Source organism: Ruegeria sp. BI7, assembly GCF_056537925.1.
Genome location: NZ_JBQFSK010000004.1, coordinates 83,273 through 103,497 on the forward strand (window position 1 = coordinate 83,273; position 20,225 = coordinate 103,497).

Annotated in this window: 20 protein-coding genes; 10 read left to right on the plus strand and 10 right to left on the minus strand. The window is 60.0% G+C overall.

Translation table 11 applies throughout. The annotated features are described in order from the left end of the window. Positions 1 to 110 precede the first annotated feature (110 nt). The gene (locus tag ACR0JB_RS11795; RefSeq protein WP_170506865.1) at positions 111 to 896 is read right to left on the minus strand and encodes a 23S rRNA (adenine(2030)-N(6))-methyltransferase RlmJ; all 786 of its coding nucleotides are present in this window, start codon (positions 894 to 896) and stop codon (positions 111 to 113) included. Between the two features lie 154 nt (positions 897 to 1,050). On the opposite strand from ACR0JB_RS11795, the gene ACR0JB_RS11800 reads away from it, so the two are divergent. Genes ACR0JB_RS11800 through ACR0JB_RS11825 form a run of 6 tightly spaced genes read left to right on the plus strand, consistent with a single transcriptional unit; the run spans position 1,051 to position 7,615 of the window. Next, a complete protein-coding gene (locus tag ACR0JB_RS11800; protein ID WP_008756832.1) occupies positions 1,051 to 2,097 on the plus strand; it encodes a rod shape-determining protein in 1,047 nt (348 codons plus the stop codon). A 56-nt stretch (positions 2,098 to 2,153) separates the two neighbouring features. Then, positions 2,154 to 3,056 carry a rod shape-determining protein MreC gene (gene mreC / locus ACR0JB_RS11805; RefSeq protein ID WP_170350563.1) on the plus strand — a complete coding sequence of 301 codons (903 nt, stop codon included), beginning with the start codon at positions 2,154 to 2,156 and terminating at the stop codon, positions 3,054 to 3,056. Beyond that, entirely contained in the window at positions 3,049 to 3,585 is a 537-nt protein-coding gene (locus ACR0JB_RS11810; RefSeq protein ID WP_170397243.1) for a rod shape-determining protein MreD, read from the plus strand. Before mreC ends, ACR0JB_RS11810 begins: the two co-directional genes overlap by 8 nt. Further along, positions 3,582 to 5,531: a penicillin-binding protein 2 gene (gene mrdA, locus ACR0JB_RS11815; RefSeq protein WP_170397241.1), complete on the plus strand. Its 1,950-nt coding sequence runs from the start codon at positions 3,582 to 3,584 to the stop codon at positions 5,529 to 5,531. The genes ACR0JB_RS11810 and mrdA overlap by 4 nt, the downstream gene beginning before the upstream one ends. Further along, positions 5,528 to 6,667: a rod shape-determining protein RodA gene (gene rodA / locus ACR0JB_RS11820; RefSeq protein ID WP_170397239.1), complete on the plus strand. Its 1,140-nt coding sequence runs from the start codon at positions 5,528 to 5,530 to the stop codon at positions 6,665 to 6,667. The genes mrdA and rodA overlap by 4 nt, the downstream gene beginning before the upstream one ends. Positions 6,668 to 6,682: 15 nt before the next feature. Next, entirely contained in the window at positions 6,683 to 7,615 is a 933-nt protein-coding gene (locus ACR0JB_RS11825; RefSeq protein ID WP_170397237.1) for a 2-hydroxyacid dehydrogenase, read from the plus strand. Here ACR0JB_RS11825 and ACR0JB_RS11830 read toward each other — a convergent pair. From ACR0JB_RS11830 to ACR0JB_RS11855, 6 genes are all read right to left on the minus strand, one after another. Beyond that, complete coding sequence (locus ACR0JB_RS11830) at positions 7,612 to 9,627, minus strand: M3 family metallopeptidase (protein WP_480789947.1); 2,016 nt, start codon at positions 9,625 to 9,627, stop codon at positions 7,612 to 7,614. The two genes, ACR0JB_RS11825 and ACR0JB_RS11830, sit on opposite strands and share 4 nt — an antisense overlap. Before the next feature lie 198 nt (positions 9,628 to 9,825). Beyond that, positions 9,826 to 10,875 (minus strand): HesA/MoeB/ThiF family protein, encoded by a 1,050-nt coding sequence (locus tag ACR0JB_RS11835; protein ID WP_170516783.1) that lies wholly within the window; start codon positions 10,873 to 10,875, stop codon positions 9,826 to 9,828. Next, positions 10,875 to 11,330 carry a dUTP diphosphatase gene (gene dut / locus ACR0JB_RS11840; protein WP_170350570.1) on the minus strand — a complete coding sequence of 152 codons (456 nt, stop codon included), beginning with the start codon at positions 11,328 to 11,330 and terminating at the stop codon, positions 10,875 to 10,877. Before dut ends, ACR0JB_RS11835 begins: the two co-directional genes overlap by 1 nt. A gap of 15 nt (positions 11,331 to 11,345) precedes the next feature. Continuing rightward, positions 11,346 to 12,542, minus strand: coding sequence for a bifunctional phosphopantothenoylcysteine decarboxylase/phosphopantothenate--cysteine ligase CoaBC (gene coaBC / locus ACR0JB_RS11845; protein WP_170506878.1), 1,197 nt, complete (start codon positions 12,540 to 12,542; stop codon positions 11,346 to 11,348). A gap of 63 nt (positions 12,543 to 12,605) precedes the next feature. Next, complete coding sequence (locus tag ACR0JB_RS11850) at positions 12,606 to 13,421, minus strand: ChaN family lipoprotein (RefSeq protein ID WP_170397227.1); 816 nt, start codon at positions 13,419 to 13,421, stop codon at positions 12,606 to 12,608. After that, the gene (locus ACR0JB_RS11855; protein ID WP_170377693.1) at positions 13,418 to 14,296 is read right to left on the minus strand and encodes an RNA polymerase factor sigma-32; all 879 of its coding nucleotides are present in this window, start codon (positions 14,294 to 14,296) and stop codon (positions 13,418 to 13,420) included. The genes ACR0JB_RS11850 and ACR0JB_RS11855 overlap by 4 nt, the downstream gene beginning before the upstream one ends. Before the next feature lie 100 nt (positions 14,297 to 14,396). On the opposite strand from ACR0JB_RS11855, the gene cobU reads away from it, so the two are divergent. Genes cobU through ACR0JB_RS11875 form a run of 4 tightly spaced genes read left to right on the plus strand, consistent with a single transcriptional unit; the run spans position 14,397 to position 17,996 of the window. Continuing rightward, a complete protein-coding gene (gene cobU, locus ACR0JB_RS11860; RefSeq protein ID WP_170397226.1) occupies positions 14,397 to 14,918 on the plus strand; it encodes a bifunctional adenosylcobinamide kinase/adenosylcobinamide-phosphate guanylyltransferase in 522 nt (173 codons plus the stop codon). Continuing rightward, complete coding sequence (locus tag ACR0JB_RS11865; RefSeq protein WP_170412756.1) at positions 14,915 to 15,493, plus strand: histidine phosphatase family protein; 579 nt, start codon at positions 14,915 to 14,917, stop codon at positions 15,491 to 15,493. The genes cobU and ACR0JB_RS11865 overlap by 4 nt, the downstream gene beginning before the upstream one ends. A 58-nt stretch (positions 15,494 to 15,551) precedes the next feature. Then, entirely contained in the window at positions 15,552 to 16,436 is an 885-nt protein-coding gene (locus ACR0JB_RS11870; RefSeq protein ID WP_170412754.1) for a glutathione S-transferase, read from the plus strand. Positions 16,437 to 16,481: 45 nt separating this feature from the next. Then, complete coding sequence (locus ACR0JB_RS11875) at positions 16,482 to 17,996, plus strand: YifB family Mg chelatase-like AAA ATPase (protein ID WP_170506881.1); 1,515 nt, start codon at positions 16,482 to 16,484, stop codon at positions 17,994 to 17,996. Here ACR0JB_RS11875 and gshB read toward each other — a convergent pair. From gshB to rsmI, 3 genes are all read right to left on the minus strand, one after another. After that, the gene (gene gshB, locus ACR0JB_RS11880; RefSeq protein WP_170397219.1) at positions 17,993 to 18,925 is read right to left on the minus strand and encodes a glutathione synthase; all 933 of its coding nucleotides are present in this window, start codon (positions 18,923 to 18,925) and stop codon (positions 17,993 to 17,995) included. The two genes, ACR0JB_RS11875 and gshB, sit on opposite strands and share 4 nt — an antisense overlap. 61 nt (positions 18,926 to 18,986) lie before the next feature. After that, the gene (locus ACR0JB_RS11885) at positions 18,987 to 19,358 is read right to left on the minus strand and encodes a YraN family protein (RefSeq protein WP_170397216.1); all 372 of its coding nucleotides are present in this window, start codon (positions 19,356 to 19,358) and stop codon (positions 18,987 to 18,989) included. A gap of 1 nt (position 19,359) precedes the next feature. After that, positions 19,360 to 20,217 (minus strand): 16S rRNA (cytidine(1402)-2'-O)-methyltransferase, encoded by an 858-nt coding sequence (gene rsmI / locus ACR0JB_RS11890; RefSeq protein WP_170397214.1) that lies wholly within the window; start codon positions 20,215 to 20,217, stop codon positions 19,360 to 19,362. Positions 20,218 to 20,225: the final 8 nt, after the last annotated feature.

The following is a 20,225-nucleotide window of genomic DNA, read 5'->3' on the forward strand; positions in this document are numbered from 1 at the left end:
TTGGGCCCGGCAGCGCGCCAAAGGCGCGCTGCCGGGCCCAACTCGGTTGTCTGCATCTTTGATGCGGGCAAGCGAGGCGGGAGCATTCTGGAATTGACTGCAGACTGTGTTCAGAGCGCCTTGAACAACTTGGTCAACCGGGCGGCTTCGTTTTCCAGACCGAATGGTGCATTGACGATAAACATACCTGAACCGACCATGCGGTGCCCTTCTCGCACCGGATCAAACCGAACCTCGTGGCAAAACGCCTTGGGCAGATTCTGCGCCTGCAGCGCCGAAACCATGGCCCGGTGACGGTCATCCGTTAGAAGCGGATACCACAGGGCAATCACGCCAACATTCCACTTGCGATGCAGTTTGGCGATGATGCCGGGCAGACGATCATATTCCGATTTCACCTCGTAGCTTGGGTCGATCAGCAACATCCCGCGCCGCGGCGTCGGCGGCAGCAGGGATTGCGCCAATTCGTATCCATCCTGCTGATACACTTTGGCTCCATAGGGTGACATCGCCATAACCAAAGCCGCGTGTTCCTGCGGGTGTAGCTCCGCAAAGTGCAAACTGTCCTGATCGCGCAGCAAACTGGCCGCAATCATCGGAGACCCTGGATAGGCCACGCTCCCCTGTCGCTGCTGAACCGCCGCAATTGCCCGGCTCAGTGGATGATCCGCATCGAACCAGTCGGCCTTTTGGGCTCGCCCGATACCCGCCGCCGCCTCGCCCGTGCGCAGTGCCTCAACCGTATCCAGCTTATACAGTCCCCGTCCAGAGTGGGTTTCAAGGTATGTCAGCGGCTTGTCTTTGCGGGTCAAATAATTCAGCACCCATGCCAATAATGCGTGCTTTTGCACATCAGCCAGATTCCCGGCGTGGTAAATGTGTTGATATGAGAGCATATTGCCTTCTAAAGTCCCTCTCAATAAGGCGGAAAGGTGCTGATTGTCGCGGAATCAGCCCTTTAACCGGGCGTATTGGCACCCTATAAGTCATCCGTCCCGGAACCGTCGAGTCGCGGGCAGTAGAAAACCGACATACAGGATCAGGGGAATCATGGGGATCTTTGGCAATCTAGGCGGCCTGTTCACAGCGGACATGGCCATCGACCTTGGGACAGCGAACACGCTGGTTTATGTCAAAGGACGCGGCGTGATCCTGTCGGAACCGTCCGTTGTCGCCTACCACGTGAAAGACGGTGTGAAAAAAGTGCTGGCCGTGGGCGAGGATGCCAAGCTGATGTTGGGCCGGACGCCGGGTTCGATTGAAGCCATCCGCCCGATGCGTGAAGGCGTCATTGCCGATTTCGACACCGCCGAAGAGATGATCAAACATTTCATCCGCAAGGTGCATAAGCGCTCGACCTTTTCGAAACCCAAAATCATCGTCTGCGTTCCACACGGCGCAACTCCGGTTGAAAAGCGTGCGATCCGTCAGTCGGTTCTGTCCGCAGGTGCGCGTCGCGCCGGATTGATTGCGGAACCTATTGCTGCCGCGATCGGCGCTGGCATGCCAATTACTGACCCGACCGGCAACATGGTCGTTGATATCGGCGGCGGCACCACCGAGGTGGCCGTTCTGTCGCTGGGCGACATCGTCTATGCCCGTTCAGTCCGTGTGGGCGGAGACCGGATGGATGAAGCCATCATCTCGTATCTGCGGCGCCAGCAGAACCTGCTGGTCGGTGAATCGACCGCCGAGCGGATCAAGACCACCATTGGCACCGCCCGTATGCCCGATGACGGCCGCGGTCAGTCGATGCATATCCGTGGCCGCGACCTGCTGAACGGCGTGCCGAAGGAAATCGAAATCAGCCAGGCGCAAGTGGCCGAGGCATTGTCGGAGCCAGTTCAGGCGATCTGCGAAGCCGTCATGACCGCACTGGAAACCACTCCGCCCGATCTGGCTGCGGACATCGTGGACCGAGGCGTCATGCTGACCGGAGGTGGCGCGCTACTGGGCGATCTGGATCTGGCCCTGCGCGAACAAACCGGGCTGGCCGTGTCGATTGCAGATGAAAGCCTGAATTGTGTGGCTTTGGGCACCGGCAAGGCGTTGGAATATGAAAAACAGCTGCGCCACGCGATTGACTACGAAAGCTAAGGCGCGCACCCTTTAAGGGACAACACTCGGGCAAGAGCAGCACGGGAAGGTAACCTGTGGCAAAGGACCGATCACAGCGCGACGAATACACCACCCCCCTGCGCCGTCTGCTGTTGGGGATTGTGGTGCTGTGCCTGCTTGCCATCTTTCTGGTCTGGCGGATCGACAGCCCGCGCGTGGAACGGTTCCGCGCGCAGGTCGTGGACCGGGTGGTGCCCTCGATGGAGTGGGCAATGGTCCCGGTCACCGCCGTGGTCAACCTGGCCCGCGATTTCCAAAGTTACCAACGCCTCAGCGAACAGAACCAGGAACTGCGCAGCGAGCTGCGCCTGATGCGCGCCTGGAAAGAAGCCGCGCTGCAACTTGAACAGGAAAACGCCCGGCTGTTGGATTTGAACAACGTGCGTCTCGATCCCCGTCTGACCTATATAACCGGGGTCGTGATGGCCGATAGCGGGTCACCCTTCCGGCAGTCGGTTCTGCTGAATGTTGGGGAACGCGACGGTATCACCGATGGCTGGGCCACAATGGATGGGATTGGTGTGGTCGGGCGCATTTCCGGCGTGGGGCCGGACACGGCACGGGTGATCCTGATGACCGATGCCTCCAGCGCGATCCCTGCCACAATCCAGCCCTCTGGCCAGACCGCCCTGATCACCGGCGACAACACATCCGCGCCCGCAGTCGAGTTTCTGGAGAACCGAGAGCTGGTCCGCCCCGGCGACCGGGTCGTAACCTCGGGCGATGGTGGCGTGTTTCCCGGCGGTTTGCTGATCGGTCAGATCACTGCTGATCCCGGCGGTCGCCTGCGGGTGCGCCTGTCAGCAGATTTTGAACGGCTCGAATTTCTGCGGGTGCTGCGCTATCAATCAGCGCCTCAGATCCGCGATACGGGTGATATCGTCGGTCCACGAAACCCCGAGGCCGCCCTGACCCCGTCCGAGGTCGGCGATGGATAACGCAACCTCACAGCTTTGGTCCAAGCGTGGGCTGTATCTTATACTGGCCGCCCTTGTGCTATTTCTGCACTTGCTGCCACTAGACACGAAACCGGACCGCTGGCCATTTCCCGACTTTTTGATCGCACTGACTTTTGCCTGGGTACTGCGGCGGCCCGAATATGTTCCGACCCTGCTGATCGCCTTCGTCATGCTGATGGCTGATCTGTTGTTTCAACGCCCGCCCGGCTTGTTGGCCGCGCTCGTAGTGTTGGGCTCGGCTTATCTGCGCTCGGCTGCATTTGGAATGCGGGATTCAGGTTTTGTTAGCGAATGGTCCACCGTTGCGGTGGCGATCACGGTAGTTTTCATGCTGAACCGTGTCATTCTTGCTATTGTTTCTGTACAACAAGCGGCATTGGGGCCTGTAGTGATACAAGTGGTTCTGACAATTGCGGTTTATCCTTTGATCGTTCTGCTTAGCCAGAACGCGCTTGGCGTGCGGCGCGCAACCGTGGCCAATACCAATGCCGTAGGGGCACGGGGATGAAACAGCGCAAACCCAAAGCCCCGGGCCTTGCCTATAAACGCCTGCCTCGTCGAGCATTGCTTTTGGGTGGGTTACAGGCCGCCTTCATAGGCGGGCTCGCCGCCCGGATGCGCTATATGCAGGTGGATCAGGCCGATGAATACCGCCTGCTGGCCGAGGAAAACCGGATCAATATCCGCCTAATCCCGCCAACCCGTGGACGGATTTACGACCGGAACGGCGAGATCATCGGCCAGAACTCGCCCTCATACCGTATCGTCATGGTGCGCGAAGATGCCGGTGACGTCGATCAGGTTATCGCCAAGCTTTCAGAGCTGATCCCCCTGACGGCAGATGAGATTGAACGCGCCAAGACCGAAATGCGCCGCTCGGCCCCGTTCCTGCCGGTCACGCTGGCCGATCAGGTCACGTGGGAGGATATCTCGAAGGTTGCCGTCAACGCACCCGCCTTGCCCGGTGTGATCCCCGAAGTGGGACAGACAAGGCAGTACCCGCGCTATGAGGATTTTGCCCATGTCGTCGGCTATGTCGGCCCGGTCAGCGATTATGACTTGAGCCAGATCGAAGACCCTGAGCCGGTCCTACGAATTCCGCGGTTCCAGATCGGCAAGGTCGGGCTAGAGGCCAAGCAAGAGATTGCCCTGCGCGGCAAAGCCGGGGCGAAACGGGTCGAGGTCAACGCCACCGGCCGCGTGATGCGCGAACTGGACCGGCAGGAAGGTGAGACCGGGGCCGACTTGCAGCTTTCTGTCGATGCGGATCTGCAGCAATACGCGCAGGCACGTCTGGCCGGGGAAAGCGCCGCCGCCGTGGTGATCGATTGCGAGACCGGCGATATCCGTGCCATCAGCTCGGCCCCCAGCTTTGATCCGAACCTGTTCGTGCGCGGTATCTCCGTCGGCGACTACCGGACACTGACACAGGACAATTACCGCCCGCTGGCCAACAAGACGGTTCAGGGCACCTATCCGCCGGGCTCGACCTTCAAGATGATCACCGCCATGGCCGCGCTTGAGGCCGGGGTGATCGGGCCATCGAACACAGTCTACTGCCCCGGTCACCTGAAGGTGGGCAGCCGCCGCTTTCACTGCTGGAAACGCGGTGGGCATGGGACCGTTGATCTCAATCTATCGCTGAAACGCAGCTGCGATGTCTATTACTATGACGTAGCTCTGCGCACCGGCATCGACAATATATCAGAGATGGCCCGCATCTTCGGACTGGGCGTCAAGCACGATATCCCGATGTCGGCCGTAGCTGCCGGACTGGCCCCGAACCAAGAATGGAAAGAACGTGTTCACGGTGAAAGCTGGTTGGTTGGTGACACCGCGAACGCGTCTATTGGTCAGGGCTTCATGCTGGCCTCCCCCCTGCAACTTGCCGTGATGACAGCGCGAATTGCGACAGGGCGTGCGGTCAAGCCGCGTTTGGTGCGGTCCGTGAACGGGATTGAGCAGCCTTCCGGCGCTGGTGAGCCGCTGGCCGTCAATCCGAACAATCTGGAACGGATCCGCAAGGCCATGTTCTCGGTTTCGAATGAACGAGGCGGCACCGCCTATCGCAGCCGTATCATCGCGGATGACCTGCGCATGGCGGGTAAAACCGGCACCAGCCAAGTGCGCAACATCACCAAGGCGGAGCGCGCAGCCGGTGTGATCCGCAACGAAGACCTGCCATGGGAACGCCGCGACCACGCGCTGTTTGTTAGCTTTGCGCCTTATGACAATCCGAAATACGCCATAGCCGTGGTGGTGGAACATGGCGGCGGTGGCTCCAAGGCAGCGGCCCCGGTCGCACGGGACATCATGTTGCAAGCGCTCTACAACGGCACACCACCGCTGGAAGCCTATCCGGCTGGCGATCGCGACCGCATCAAGGAACAGCAAAAACGGCTTGAGGGCGATCGCCGCCCCAAAGCGCGTCCAACCGAGAAGGACCGCGCATGAGCTATCTTGAATATGCCGTCAAATCCACACCGTCGGGGTTCCGCAAATTCCTGTATATGAACTGGCCACTGACCCTGTTGCTGATCAGCACGGCAAGTGCCGGATTCCTGATGCTGTATTCAGTTGCGGGGGGATCGTGGATGCCCTGGGCGGAACCGCAGATGGAACGCTTTGGGCTGGGTCTGACAGCGATGTTCATCATCGCACTGGTACCGATCTGGTTCTGGCGAAACATGTCTGTCGTGGCCTATCTCGGGTCAATCGTATTGCTTGTTTTCGTTGAGCTTTTTGGCACCATTGGCATGGGCGCGCAGCGCTGGATCGACCTGGGATTCATGCGACTGCAGCCGTCCGAAGTTATGAAAGTTGCGCTGGTTATGGTTTTGGCCGCCTATTACGACTGGCTGCCGTCTCATAAAACGTCACGCCCGCTGTGGGTGCTGATCCCAGTGGCGTTGATCCTGGTCCCCACGTTCATGGTTCTGAAACAGCCCGATCTGGGCACCTCAATCCTGCTGTTGGCGGCAGGTGGCGGGCTGATGTTTTTGGCTGGAGTCCACTGGGCCTATTTCGCCGCCGTCATCGCCGCTGTGGTTGGCCTGATTGCCACCGTGTTCAACAGCCGCGGGACCGAGTGGCAGTTGCTCAAGGATTATCAGTTCCGACGGATCGACACGTTTCTGGACCCGTCTACCGATCCGCTGGGCGCAGGGTATCACATCACCCAGTCCAAGATCGCTTTGGGATCGGGGGGATGGAACGGACGCGGGTTTATGCAGGGTACGCAGTCGCGTCTGAACTTTTTACCCGAAAAACACACCGACTTCATCTTTACCACGCTGGCCGAAGAGTTCGGCTTTGTCGGTGGCATCACCCTACTGACTCTGTATGGCCTGATCCTGGTGTTCTGCCTAATCACCGCGCTCTCGACAAAAGATCGATTCTCATCACTGGTGACGCTGGGCATCGCGCTGAATTTCTTCCTGTTCTTTGCTGTCAACATGTCGATGGTGATGGGCCTTGCCCCGGTGGTGGGAGTGCCGTTGCCGATGGTCAGCTATGGCGGTTCCGCCATGCTGGTTCTGATGGCCGCCTTCGGCATCGTCCAAAGCGCCCATATCCACCGCCCCCGCTGATCCGAAAGGCCCCTTATGCCCGTGAACGTCCTGTTTTCCGCGCGCCCAGCCCAATGGCCGATCTATAAGCCTCTATTGACCAAAGGCCTGACCGAGGCCGAGGTAGACTTTCACCTGGCAACCGAGTTTGAGCCGGATCAAGTCGACTATATTGTCTATGCCCCAAGCGGTGGGTTACTGGATTTCACCCCATACACCCGGCTGAAGGCTGTGCTTAGCCTGTGGGCCGGGGTAGAAAAAATCGCGGGGAATGCGACCCTGACTGTGCCGCTGGCGCGGATGGTGGATTATGGCCTGACACAAGGCATGACCGAATGGGTGGTGGGTCACGTGCTGCGCCATCACCTCGGCATGGATCGACACATCACCGTGCAGGACGGTGTCTGGACCCCTGCACCGCCCCCTCTGGCAACCGGACGTCAGGTCTGTGTTCTGGGCCTTGGCGCGTTGGGCGAGGCCGCGGCGCGTGCGCTGGCGGCGCTGAATTTCGATGTCACCGGCTGGAGCCGCACAGCCAAGGATATCCCCGGTATCACCTGCCTGCATGGTCCCGACGGGCTGCGTACAGCCTTGTCGCGGGCCGAGATCGTGGTTCTGTTGCTGCCCGACACACCCGCCACCGTAAATATATTGAACGCCGACACTCTGGCCCTGCTGCCAAAGGGCGCTTGCGTTATCAATCCCGGTCGGGGCCCGTTGATCGACGACGATGCCCTGCTGGCGGCACTGAATGCGGGTCAGGTTGGCCACGCGACGCTGGACGTGTTTCGGGTTGAGCCCCTGCCTGCAGATCACCCCTATTGGGCGCATCCGAATGTGACGGTGACCCCGCATATCGCCTCGGAAACCCGGCCCGAAACAGCAGCGCAGGTGATCTGCGAGAACATCCGTCGGGGTGAGGAAGGTGAACCCTTCCTGCACCTCGTTGACCGGTCTCTGGGGTACTAAGCCGCGATCAGACCGCGCCCTTTCAGCAAGGCCTCAACCCCCGGCAACCGACCACGGAAGGCTAGGTACAGCTCTTCGGCCTCGCGTGAGCCGCCTGTGGACAGGATGTTTTCTTCCAACGCTTTAGCGCGTTCCGGGTCAAAGGCCCCTCCGGCCTCTTCAAACGCGGCAAAGGCATCGGCGTCCATGACCTCGGACCACATATAGCTGTAATAGCCCGCGCTATAGCCATCGCCCGCAAAGACATGCGCGAAATGCGGGGTGGCGTGGCGCATCCCAATGGCTTGCGGCATGCCGATCTGGGACAAAACCTCAGCCTGTTTCGCCATTGGATCAGCCGGGGCATCACCATCGTGGAACGCCAGATCGACCAGCGCCGAGGCAACATATTCCACCGTCTGAAACCCCTGATCGAAATTGGCGGCCTTGAGCACTTTTTCCAACATCTCCTGTGGCATCACTTCGCCGGTTTCGGCGTGAGTGGCAAATTCGGCCAGAACCTCGGGCACTTCCAGCCAGTGTTCATATAGCTGGCTGGGCAACTCTACAAAGTCCCGCGCCACGCTGGTGCCCGAAATGCTTTCGTAGGTCACATCGGACAGCATCTGATGCAGCGCGTGACCGAACTCGTGGAATAGGGTCCGGGCATCGTCGTAAGACAACAACGCAGGATCGCCCTTGGCAAAGTTGCAGACGTTGATCACGACCGGCGCCTGCACTTTGGGGAACTTGGCCTGCGACCGCATCGCACTGCACCATGCCCCTGACCGTTTAGACCCCCGTGCGAAGTAGTCGCCTATGAATACGGCTATATGTTGCCCGTTGCGCGAGACTTCCCACGCCCGGCAATCAGCGTGATAAAGCGGCACGTCCAGTGGCGTAAACTCCAACCCGAACAGCCGGTTGGCGCAGGCAAATGACGCCTCGATCATTCGATCCAGCTGCAGGTAGGGCTTAAGCGCAGCCTCATCCAGATCATGCTCGGCCTTGCGGCGTTTCTCGGCATAATAGCGCCAGTCCCACGCTTCCAGCGGGCCGTTGACGCCGTCCTCCTGCATCATCTGCGTCAGGATTTCAGCATCGGCATCGGCGCGTGACTTGGCGGGGCCCCAAACTTGCATCAGCAGGTCGCGCACCTTGTCAGGCGTGCGGGCCATTTCAGTTTCCAGCTTGAAATCGGCAAAACTGTCATAGCCCAGCAGTTTGGCGCGTTCTTCGCGCAGTTGCAGGATTTCAGCTGAGATATTGCGATTGTCGGTCTCACCGCCATTGGCACCACGCGCCGCCCAGGCCCGATAAGCCTTTTCCCGCAGGTCGCGCCGGGGCGAGAATTGCAAAAACGGCACAATCAGCGAGCGCGACAGGGTGACCACCGGACCCTTTGCTACCTTTTCCTGCCCCGCAGCGCGGGCGGTATCCACCACGAATGCAGGCAACCCCTCAAGATCGTTTTCGGAAAGCTCCATGTACCAATCACGCTCGTCGGCCAAAAGGTTTTGCGTGAAAGAGGTTCCCAACGAGGCCAGCCGTGCCTTGATGTCCTGCATCCGGGCGTCCTTTTCGCCCTCAAGCGCCGCACCCGCACGGACAAAACCGCGATGGGTCAGCATGAGAACGCGGGCCTGTTCATCCGTCAGGTTCAGATCCTCCTTGCGAGACCACAGATCGGCCAGCCGTTGAAAAAGAACCTTATTCGAAGAAATACCCGAGAAATGCGCCGCAAGTTTGGGCGAGAAGTCTCGTTGCAGTTCCTCTCGTGCCGGGTTGCTGTCTGCCCCAGCGACCGTAAAAAAGACTGACAACACCTTGTCCATCTGCTCTCCGGCAGCTTCCAGCGCTTCGACCGTATTGGCAAAGGTGGGCGCATCGGGGTTGTCGGCAATCGCGTCGATCTCGGCGTTATGCGCCTGCATGGCCTGCTCAAGCGCGGGGGCGAAATCGTCGTCTGAGATTGCGTTGAACGGAGCGATTTCAAACGGCGTGGTCCAGTTGGACAGGATCGGGTTGGTCATGCAAATCTCCTTTGCTGGTCAAGCTAGGGAGGCGGGCTGGAATGGTCCAGAGGTGGCGTATCAAATTCCGCGACAATCCAGTTTCGCGCGCCAGAAGCAGGGTGCGGTTTCAGGGGCTCCCGCCCCCGCAGCGCGCATCAAAGATGCGCCTTGGCGGCGTTGGGCCGGACCGCGCGCTGACGCGCGCGGCGGTTGCATTTAGTTTTCGGAACCTGCGCAAATGGGGCAATCTTCCCGGCGTGACAGGGTGATTTTGCGACTTTCACCAAATAGCGCGTCGTAGATCAACATCTCACCGCGCAGAGCTTGCCCAGCCCCGGTGATTACCTTGATCGCCTCAACCGCCATCATCGAGCCTACCACGCCGGGCAACGGGCCAATCACACCAGCCTCGGCGCAGGAGGGGGCCAGACCGGGGGCCGGAGCCTGGGGGAAGATACATTGATAGCAGGGCGCACTATTGGCCGGGTCGAAGACGCTGAGCTGGCCTTCCCATTGTGACAGCGCGCCCGAGATCAGCGGCTTGCCCAGCGCGACAGCAGTGCGGTTTGCCAAATAACGGGTGTCAAAGTTATCGGTGCCATCAAGGATCAGGTCAAAATCGGCAAACAGTTCAGTGGCGATTTCATCCGTCAGGCGGCGGTGATATGGCAGAACAACCACATTGGGGTTCTGCGCCAGCATCGCCTGTTGCGCCGAAAAGACCTTGGGCATGCCGATATCTGCGTCGCGATGGATAACCTGCCGTTGCAGATTGGCGTTTTCAACCTCGTCATCATCAATCACGCCGATAGTCCCCACCCCGGCGGCAGCCAGATATTGCAACGCAGGTGCTCCAAGACCGCCAGCACCGATGACCAGAACCCGTGCCTGTTTCATCTTTTTCTGTCCCGGCCCGCCCAGCTCACGCAGGACGATATGGCGGGCATAGCGCTCAAGTTCGGTCTCAGAAAACTGGTCAGATGGCATTGCGGGCTCCTTGGCTGAGGCTGGCGCGGCGCGGTTTCGCAACGCCTTCAGAACACGTCCGTAAACCAGTACCAGCAGCACCGTACCCGCCAGTATCAGCCACATCGCCGCAGAACCGCCGGTCGCCTGACGCAACGGATGCCCATCAGGAAGCAGCAATTGAGCCGTAATCACACCCAGAAGCAGCACGGCCACCGAAGTCGTGCGGGCCGTCCGCGATACACCAGCCAGATAACCGATGCCCCACAGACCAGCCGCTAAAATCCCGACCAGAAGCATCAGCCGCGCCCGGTCGAGCCGAAACCACCCGCCCCGCGCGCCGTGTCGCTGAGCATATCAACCGCTTCGAACGCGGCTTGCACGACCGGGGCTACGACCAGTTGCGCGATGCGTTCGCCATGAGTGATCTCGAACGCCTCTTGACCTGCGTTCAAGACGATCACACCCAATGGGCCGCGATAGTCGCTGTCGATCGTACCGGGCGTATTGGGCAGAGTGATCCCGTGTTTCAGCGCCAGACCCGAACGGGGGCGCACCTGAACTTCGAACCCCTGCGGAATTTCGATCCTTAGACCAGTGGGCACCAGGGCGCGTTGGCCCGGTTCAAGCGTGATTGACGCACCGCCGGGCAGGTTTGCCCGCACATCCGCACCAGCCGCCCCCGCGGTTTCATAAGACGGCAAGGGTACTGAGGGGTCAGCGCCTTGTTCGCGGATCACACGAATTGCAACCATCACTGTTCCTCTTGTCTAGCTCGTCAAAGCGTCGGCGATCTTGGTCGCCAAACGCTCGGCCACTGCATCTTTGCCCATGCGCGGCCATTCCTCGGCCCCGTCATCCGAGATTAGGATCACCGCATTCTCGGACCCGCCCATGATCCCGGTTGCCGGGCTGACATCATTGGCCACGATCCAGTCACAGCCCTTACGCCCCCGTTTGGCGGTGGCATGTTCGATCACATTGTCCGTCTCGGCGGCAAATCCCACAACCAGCGCCGGGCGACCGGTTTTCATATGCGATACGCGTTTTAGGATGTCGGGATTTTCGGCAAACTCCAGCGCTGGCATCCCATCGCGGCTTTTCTTCAGCTTTTTGTCCGAGGCACTGGCGACCCGCCAATCCGCGACAGCTGCAGCGAACACGCCTGCATCCACCGGCAGTGCGGCATTGACGGCGTCCGACATTTGCAGCGCGGTTTCGACCTGCACGACCTGCACCCCTGGGGGCGGCGGAACATCCGCTGGGCCCGTGACAAAGACCACGTCAGCGCCCAGTGCAGCAAGCGCCCGGGCCACCGCCGTACCCTGCGCCCCAGACGAGCGATTGGCGATATAACGCACCGGGTCAATCGGTTCATGCGTCGGCCCCGAGGTCACAAGCACGCGCTTACCGCTAAGCGGGCCCTGACCCAGTTCCGCCTCAATCGCTGCGACGATCTCAAGCGGTTCGGACATACGGCCGGGGCCGTATTCGCCGCAAGCCATATCACCCTCGTTCGGGCCGACAAAACGGACGCCGTCGGCCTGTAATTGTTTTAAATTGCGCTGCGTCGCCGGATGGTCCCACATGCGCACATTCATCGCAGGGGCACACAGAACCGGCGTGTCGGTGGCCATCAACAGGGTCGAGGCCAGATCGTTTGCCAGCCCGGTAGCCATCTTTCCCATCAAATCCGCCGTCGCGGGGGCCACAACGATCAAATCCGCCGAGCGCGACAATTGGATATGCCCCATCTCGGCCTCATCTGTTAGATCGAACAGATCGCGATAGGCTTTCTCTCCGGCCAGAGCCGCCACGGACAGGGGTGTCACGAATTCCTCAGCCGCGCGCGTCAACACGGGCGTCACGGCCGCGCCGCGTTCTTGTAGGCGCCGGATCAGGTCCAGCGACTTATAGGCCGCGATCCCACCGCCGATAATCAGCAGAACGCGTTTCGATGCCAGCATGTTGAGCCCTTCCTGTCCCGGTCGGCCCCGACATTAGGCAAGGGGGCCTGACAGTTCCAGCGGTTAATTCTGCTTTTGAAACGCCAGACATGGGTCCTCGCGTTCAACGCTGGGGCTGTCGATCACTGCATCGAAGGTGCCGTTTACCACGCCATCCTCGGATTGACCCAGCACAAAGACCTTCAGCCCCGGGCGCAGTCGGGACAAATAGGTAGGAATGCCACGATCCTTACGCGCATGGCCATTCCCGGTAATCACCGCCACCGGTCCGCCGGTTTCATCGGTGGCGCGCAAGATGGCGCGCGTTAGCACCGCATCGCGCAAGCGCTGAATGGCCACTAGTTGCGGCAAGGCGCTTTCGGGGATCGCATCGCAATGGGCGGCCAGTTGATCGGCTTCGCGCGCAGCCTGTTCGTCGGCTGGCAAAGGCACGGTCAACCCGTAACGGGCTGCATCTGCGCCCAAAGCAGTGGCTGCCCCTCGCTCCATCGCTGCACGGGCTGCGGCACGTGGAACCATGGCCCCGTAGACGGGCGCGTCTGACGCTTGAAACACCGGGTAATACATGCTGAGCGGCGGCCAGCCCGATTCAAGCCATTCCAGAATGCGCGCAAGCTCTTCGGGGTCGGACACAGCCTTATCCGCCAGTCGTTGCGCACCTTCTTCGGTTACCATCTCCCACACAACAGCCGAGGGGGTGATGGCCTTCAATGCTTCGGCCTGAATGACATGGTGTTGCGGGTTGTCGTGTATCTCGCCCAAAATGACTACATCCGCCGAGGTCATCGCGGCCAGAATATCATCGGGGATCAAATCTTCGGCCTGGCCGGGCGCGGACATAACCATCAGTGTACAAACAAGAATCGCAAGCTGTCTCATGCGATGAAGTGTTGCACCTCGCGCGACTGGGCTTCAAGGTTCTTACGCATTTTCACAAAAGCCGCAGCCTCAAGCTGACGCACGCGTTCCTTGGACAGGCCAAGCTCTTGCCCCAGACTTTCCAGCGTGCGGGCCGGATCGCGCAGCTTGCGTTCGCGCACGATAAAGCGTTCGCGGTCGTTCAACGCCTGCATCGCCGTCACCAGCCATTCGCGCAGCTGTTCAGTATCGTGGCTGTTTTCAACCGTCTCGGCAGCTTGCTCGCGTTCATCCTCTAGCGCGTCGATCCATTCGCGACCGTCTTCATCGGTCGATTGCACCGCGTTCAGTGAGAAATCCGAGCCCGAAAGGCGCCCTTCCATCATCTCAACATCACGCAAGGGCACGCCGATTTCAGCTGCAATCATCTGGTGCAACTGATGACGGTCCAGATCCATCCCTTCGGTTGCGGCCTCGCGTTCCAAACGCGCCTGAACCCGCCGCATGTTGAAAAACAGGGATTTCTGCGATGAGGTCGACCCCGTGCGCACCATCGACCAATTGCGCATCACGTAATCCTGAATGCTCGCCTTAATCCACCAGACCGCATAGGTTGAAAAGCGCACGCCTCGGTCGGGATCAAATTTGTCGGCCGCTTTCATAAGGCCCAATCCGGCCTCTTGAATCAGATCATTCATCGGCGCGCCGTATCGTTTGAACTTGGCCGCCATCGAAATCGCCAGCCGCATATAGGCCGTGATCAACCGATGCAACGCTTGTTCGTCACGGTCGTCACGCCACGCATAAGCCAGCTTTAATTCAGTTTCTGCGTCCAGCAATTCGGCTTTCATCGCCTGCCGGGACATCGAAAAATCGGTTCCATTATCCAGTGCCATGGAAATCTCCCCTTTTCACAGGCGCGGGTCGGGCTTGCCTTACCGACTTAGGGTCGATACGCAGAACAAAACCGGGTGGATCACCAGAAAGGTAATAATAGTGTATCCGGATTTAACCTTTGTGTTGGGTGGCGCGGCCTCTGGTAAATCCGTTTTTGCCGAGCAACTTGTTGTTTCATCGGGGAAAAACCGCGTTTATCTCGCCACATCACAAGTGTTTGATGATGAGATGCGCGACAAGGTTCAGCGCCATATCGCCCAACGCGGTGCAGGATGGGCGACGATCGAAGCCCCATTTGATCTTGGCCCGGCCCTGTCCGATTTGACCCCCGATCATATCTGTCTGATCGACTGCGCCACCATGTGGCTGACCAATCATCTGTTGGTTGAAAACGATCTGGAACAAGCCCAATCTGTGTTGTTGCAGGCCCTTCAATCGTGCCGGGCGCCGGTTATCATCGTCTCGAACGAAGTCGGCCATGGCATCGTCCCGGACAACGCGCTGTCCCGCCGCTTCCGCGAAGCACAGGGGCGGTTGAACATCGCGCTGGCCGATCTGGCCGATCTGGCCGTACAGGTCACAGCAGGGCTTCCGCTGGTGCTGAAAGGACAATTGCCGTGACCCGGCTGCATCTTGTTCGTCACGGGCCGACCCATGCGAAAACTATGGTCGGGTGGTCAGATCTGCCTGCCGACCTTAGCGATCACGCCGCTATCGCACGGTTGCACGACCATCTGCCAGACAAGGCGCTGGTGGTATCATCTGACTTGCTGCGGGCCACCGATACGGCATCGGCCATTCAGGGTGAACGCCAGCGTCTGCCGCACCATAGAGACCTGCGCGAGATTCACTTCGGCACATGGGAATTGCGCAATTTCAAAGAGATTGAGGCCGAAAACCCCGATCTGGCTTTTGCCTATTGGGACAATCCCGGCGACGTGCGCCCGCCCAAAGGTGAAAGCTGGAACGAGGTTCGCGCCCGCGTCGATGCCGTGATCGACCAGTTGATTGTCGATCACACGGGTCACGACCTGATCATTGTGGCCCATTTCGGCGTGATCCTGACGCAGGTGCAGCGCGCCCTTGGCGTTGACGCACAAGAGGCGTTCAGCCATCGCATCGACAACCTCTCGGTCACCGACATCACCCATCACGGCGATCGCTGGTCGGTTGGGCGGATCAATCACTGTCCGTGATCACACCCCGCACAAAACACTGATTTACTGAACGATCGCGGCGCGCCATCGTAGTCGTATGACCTATGATTTATTTATCGGAGACCGCCTGTTTTCCAGCTGGTCCTTGCGCGGTTGGCTGATGCTGGAAAAGTTCGGCCTGCCTTACCGAAACCACATGATCGGTCTCTATTCCGGCACCATGGCCGAGGATATGAAGCCACTGGCTCCGGCGCGCCTTGTCCCTGCCCTGCGCCTGCCGGATGGGACCATAGTGGGCGAAAGTCTTGCCATGGCCGAGACCTTGGCCGAACGGCATCCAGAGGCCGGGATGTGGCCCGAAGACGTAGCCGCCCGCGCGACGGCCCGGTGGCTATGCGCCGAGATGACTGCCGGGTTCGCCGCGTTGCGCGCGGAATGTTCGATGCAGCTGTTGCACTGCTGGCAGGGATTTGAACCATCGCCTGAAACGCTGGTTGATCTGAACCGGATCGAAACCCTCTGGGCACATGCCCGCACTACATCCGGTGCAGCCTCCGGGCCGCTTTTCGGCAGGTATTCTCTAGTGGATGTATTTTACACCCCCGTGGCCGCGCGGATCATTGGCTATGGTTTGCCTGTGTCCGTGGCTAATCGGGAATATTGCCTGGATTTGCTATCCGACCCTTCGGTCCGACAATGGCGCGCAATGGGATTGACCGTGACCTATGATCCGTTCCCCTACGCATTCGACCTGCCGTCACAGGCATGGCCCATCGGCGCGCAAACCGATGCCCAATCTGTAGATAACGGACCATCGATCAACGATATCTGTCCTTATTCCGGCAAAGCGGTCACCCATTTTCTGGAACTGGACGGTCAGCGCTGGGGATTCTGTAACCAATTCTGCCGCGACAAAACGGTTGCGGACCCCGGTGCCTGGCCAAAATTCTTAGCAATGACCGACACCGTTAACCATTCGTAAACCGCATCCATGGCAGCAACGACCTGTTAACCAAACAGGTCGTTCATGGTCGCCCGTTCTCATACCGTCGCTTTCCAAGGGGTTGATGCCCGCCCGGTCGAGGTGCAATGCGCCGTCTCGCCGGGCCTGCCCGCTTTTTCCATCGTAGGCCTGCCCGACAAGGCCGTGTCCGAGGCCCGCGACCGCGTCCGTAGCGCGCTGAGTTCGATGGCCATCGCGCTGCCTTCGAAACGGATCACCATCAACCTGTCTCCCGCTGACCTGCCCAAAGAAGGCAGCCATTTCGACCTGCCCATCGCCGTCGCGCTGCTTTCGGCGTTGGAAATCATCCCGCCCGACGCCGCCGAAGGCGCGGTTTCGCTGGGCGAGCTGTCTCTGGACGGCTCGCTGGTTCCGGTCGTCGGTGCGCTGCCTGCCGCCATGACCGCCGCAGCCGAGGATCGCACGCTGCTGTGTCCTCGAGCCTCCAGCGCCGAGGCCGCTTGGGTGGATGCCACACAGGTCATCGGCGCGGGGTCACTCGGCGATGTCGTACGCCATTTTTCGGGCCAGTCGCCCTTGCCTGCGGCCCAACCCGGCGAAGTGAACTTGGCACCCAGCGCCCGCGATCTACGCGATGTAAAAGGGCAGGAACGGGCCAAGCGCGCGCTGGAGATCGCCGCCGCAGGCCGCCACCACCTGATCATGATCGGCACACCCGGATCGGGCAAATCCATGCTGGCTGCGCGCCTGCCCGGTATTCTGCCGCCTCTGACCCCAACCGAGGCGTTGGAAACTTCGATGATCCAATCCCTGTGCGGGTTGCTGGACGAAGGCGGCATCAGCCGCAGCCGTCCCTTTCGCGAACCCCACCATACCGCCTCTATGGCGGCGATCGTTGGGGGTGGCAAGGGCGCCAAGCCGGGCGAGATTTCCTTGGCTCATAATGGCGTTCTGTTCATGGACGAATTTCCCGAATTCCCGCGCACCGTGCTGGAAACCCTGCGCCAACCTATCGAGACTGGCGAGGTTATGGTCGCGCGCGCAATTGCCCATGTGAAATACCCCTGCCGGTTCATGCTGGTGGCTGCAGCCAACCCTTGCAAGTGTGGATATCTGACCGATCCCGCCCGCGCCTGTTCTCGCGCGCCTGTCTGCGGAGAGGACTATCTGGGCCGCATATCAGGCCCGCTGATGGATCGGTTTGATCTGCGGATCGAGGTGCCCCCAGTCGGGTTCACCGATCTGGACCTGCCACCTTCCGGCGACAGTTCGGCGACAGTTGCAGCGCGCGTCGACCAGGCCCGCGCCATTCAGGCCGAACGGTTCCGGGACACGCCCGCTACGCGGCAGAATGCCGATGTTGAGGGTTCGATATTGGAAGAAATTGCCGCTCCGGATGTTGAAGGCAAAGAGTTGCTGCTTAAAGCCGCTGAACGGTTTGGCCTGTCAGCGCGCGCCTTTCACCGTATTTTACGGGTCGCGCGCACGATTGCCGATCTCGATGGCGCACCAGATGTCCGGCGTCCGCACGTGGCCGAGGCGCTGAGCTTTCGCATCAGCGCCAAGGTTGCCTCTTAAAGCTTGGCTTCAATGGCCTGCCAGATCTTTTCGGCGATGTTCACACCGTCGAACCGCTCAAGCTCCTGAATGCCGGTGGGCGAGGTCACGTTGATCTCGGTCAGATAGTCTCCGATCACGTCGATCCCGACGAAAATCTGGCCTTTTTCTTTCAGCAACGGGCCGATCGCCACGCAAATCTCCTGATCACGCTCGGACAGGCCGATCTTTTCGGGCCGCCCCCCCACATGCATGTTTGACCGTGTCTCACCCTTCGCCGGAACACGATTGATCGCGCCTACGGCCTCGCCATCCACAAGGATCACGCGCTTGTCGCCGTTGCTGACATCGGGCAGGAATTTCTGCACGATCAACGGCTCGCGCGAGAAGCCTGTAAACAGCTCGTGCAGAGAGGTCAAGTTGCGGTCATTCGCATCCAGCCGGAACACGCCCGCGCCACCGTTGCCATAGAGCGGCTTCAGAATGACATCGCCGTGCTTTTCCTTGAACGCTTTGATGGTTTGCAGATCACGCGCGATCGTGGTTGGCGGGGTCAGGTCAGGGAAATCCAGAACCAGCAGCTTTTCGGGGTAATTCCGCACCCAAAACGGATCATTGACCACCAACACCTGCCCTTTGAGACGATCCAGCAGATGAGTCGAGGTGATATAATGCATATCGAACGGAGGGTCCTGACGCAGCCAGATCACGTCGAACTCGGCCAAATCCACCTCGCGTTCCGGGCCCAGCTCGGCCGGGTTGCCTGCCACACGCTGCACTTTCATGTCCTGACCGCGCGCGGTGATCCGCCCCTCTTGATAGGCCAACTGGTCCGGGCCGTAGAAAAACAGCGTATGCCCGCGCGCCTGTGCTTCTTCGGCCAGACGGAAGGAGCTGTCTGCGTTGATATCCACGGCCCCGATCGGGTCCATCTGAAAGGCGATTTTCATGGCGTGTCCCTCAGTTTCACGCCAGATACATGGCCCAGAGGGGCCGAGGGTTCAATGGGTGTCAGGCCTGACCAAACGCGTTTTCGATGATTTGAACAGCCCCCGTGGCATCCACCAACGCCGCGTCAAACCGAACATTTGTCAGCTGCCCGCCCGGTTCCGTTTCCAGAAATTGCGCTGCCGAGGTGAAAATCCGGTCAATCTGCCGCTGGCTAATCCGCGCCGCGGCCATGTCGAAACTGGTGCTTTTCTTGACCTCGATGAACACAAGCCCGTCGCTGCCCCGGGCGATCAGATCGATCTCACCGCCTGCGCCGCGCCAGCGATGATGCGCGATTTTGAAACCCCTACGTTCATAGTCGGCTGCGACCTGCAACTCTGCCGCCTGTCCGGCATGGTAGGAAACCGAACTTCGGACAGATCGCGAGGTCATGTCATCCCTTTCCCAATTTCAACGCCTTTTGATAAATCGGACGGCGCGGTAGTTTGTACATCTGCGACACCAGGTCCGCCGCATCACGCACCGAATGGGTTTCCAAGGCGCGCGTCAAAGCCTCTTCTATGTCGGATTCGTTAACAGATTCCGAATGACCCCGGTCAACCAGAAGAACAATTTCACCTTTGACCGTCTGTCCTTGCAGGGCAGTGGCCAGTTCACCCAACGAGCCGCGCCGGATCTCTTCGAACTTTTTCGTCAACTCACGGCACATCGCGGCTTGGCGGTCTTCACCCAACACCTCGGCCAAATCCGACAGGCAAACCGCCACGCGCTTGGGCGACTCGTAGAACACCAGGGTGCCGGGAATGTCGCGCAGCGCCTCGATCCGCGTCCGGCGCGCGCCGGTTGCGTTGGGCAAGAAACCCGCGAAAAAGAACGCGTCCGTCGGCAACCCCGCCAGCGTCAGGGCCATCAATGCCGCCGACGGCCCCGGCGCGCAGGTCACCATATGCCCGGCCTCGGCCGCCTGCCGCCCCAGATCATAACCCGGATCGGCAATCAGCGGCATTCCGGCCTCGGACGCATAAGCAACCGATTTCCCTTCGGCCAGAGCATCCAGAATTTTGCCGCGTGCCCCCGCGCCGCTGTGGTCGTGATAAGCCAGAATGCGCCGCCCTTCGAGCGGGACGCCATGAATCTCCATCAACCGCCGCAGGCTGCGAGTGTCTTCGGCGGCAATCACATCGGCCGAGGCCAGCACGTCCAGCGCCCTGAGCGTGATATCGCGCGCTGTTCCAATCGGAGTGGCAACAAAATACAGGCCGGTGCCCAATCTGACTTTTTGGAAATTCAAAGCTGGAC

Bases quoted from the DNA above. Each gene is read 5' to 3' on its own strand.
- mrdA (WP_170397241.1), top strand. From the start codon at position 3,582: ATGAAACAGCGCAAACCCAAAGCCCCGGGCCTTGCCTATAAACGCCTG.
- ACR0JB_RS11850 (WP_170397227.1), bottom strand. From the start codon at position 13,421: ATGAGACAGCTTGCGATTCTTGTTTGTACACTGATGGTTATGTCCGCG.
- ACR0JB_RS11795 (WP_170506865.1), bottom strand. From the start codon at position 896: ATGCTCTCATATCAACACATTTACCACGCCGGGAATCTGGCTGATGTG.
- rodA (WP_170397239.1), top strand. From the start codon at position 5,528: ATGAGCTATCTTGAATATGCCGTCAAATCCACACCGTCGGGGTTCCGC.
- ACR0JB_RS11855 (WP_170377693.1), bottom strand. From the start codon at position 14,296: ATGGCACTGGATAATGGAACCGATTTTTCGATGTCCCGGCAGGCGATG.
- ACR0JB_RS11830 (WP_480789947.1), bottom strand. From the start codon at position 9,627: ATGACCAACCCGATCCTGTCCAACTGGACCACGCCGTTTGAAATCGCT.
- gshB (WP_170397219.1), bottom strand. From the start codon at position 18,925: ATGAAAATCGCCTTTCAGATGGACCCGATCGGGGCCGTGGATATCAAC.
- ACR0JB_RS11800 (WP_008756832.1), top strand. From the start codon at position 1,051: ATGGGGATCTTTGGCAATCTAGGCGGCCTGTTCACAGCGGACATGGCC.
- ACR0JB_RS11835 (WP_170516783.1), bottom strand. From the start codon at position 10,875: ATGCTTCTGGTCGGGATTTTAGCGGCTGGTCTGTGGGGCATCGGTTAT.
- coaBC (WP_170506878.1), bottom strand. From the start codon at position 12,542: ATGCTGGCATCGAAACGCGTTCTGCTGATTATCGGCGGTGGGATCGCG.
- ACR0JB_RS11885 (WP_170397216.1), bottom strand. From the start codon at position 19,358: ATGACCTCGCGATCTGTCCGAAGTTCGGTTTCCTACCATGCCGGACAG.
- ACR0JB_RS11810 (WP_170397243.1), top strand. From the start codon at position 3,049: ATGGATAACGCAACCTCACAGCTTTGGTCCAAGCGTGGGCTGTATCTT.
- ACR0JB_RS11875 (WP_170506881.1), top strand. From the start codon at position 16,482: ATGGTCGCCCGTTCTCATACCGTCGCTTTCCAAGGGGTTGATGCCCGC.
- ACR0JB_RS11825 (WP_170397237.1), top strand. From the start codon at position 6,683: ATGCCCGTGAACGTCCTGTTTTCCGCGCGCCCAGCCCAATGGCCGATC.
- dut (WP_170350570.1), bottom strand. From the start codon at position 11,330: ATGGTTGCAATTCGTGTGATCCGCGAACAAGGCGCTGACCCCTCAGTA.
- ACR0JB_RS11870 (WP_170412754.1), top strand. From the start codon at position 15,552: ATGACCTATGATTTATTTATCGGAGACCGCCTGTTTTCCAGCTGGTCC.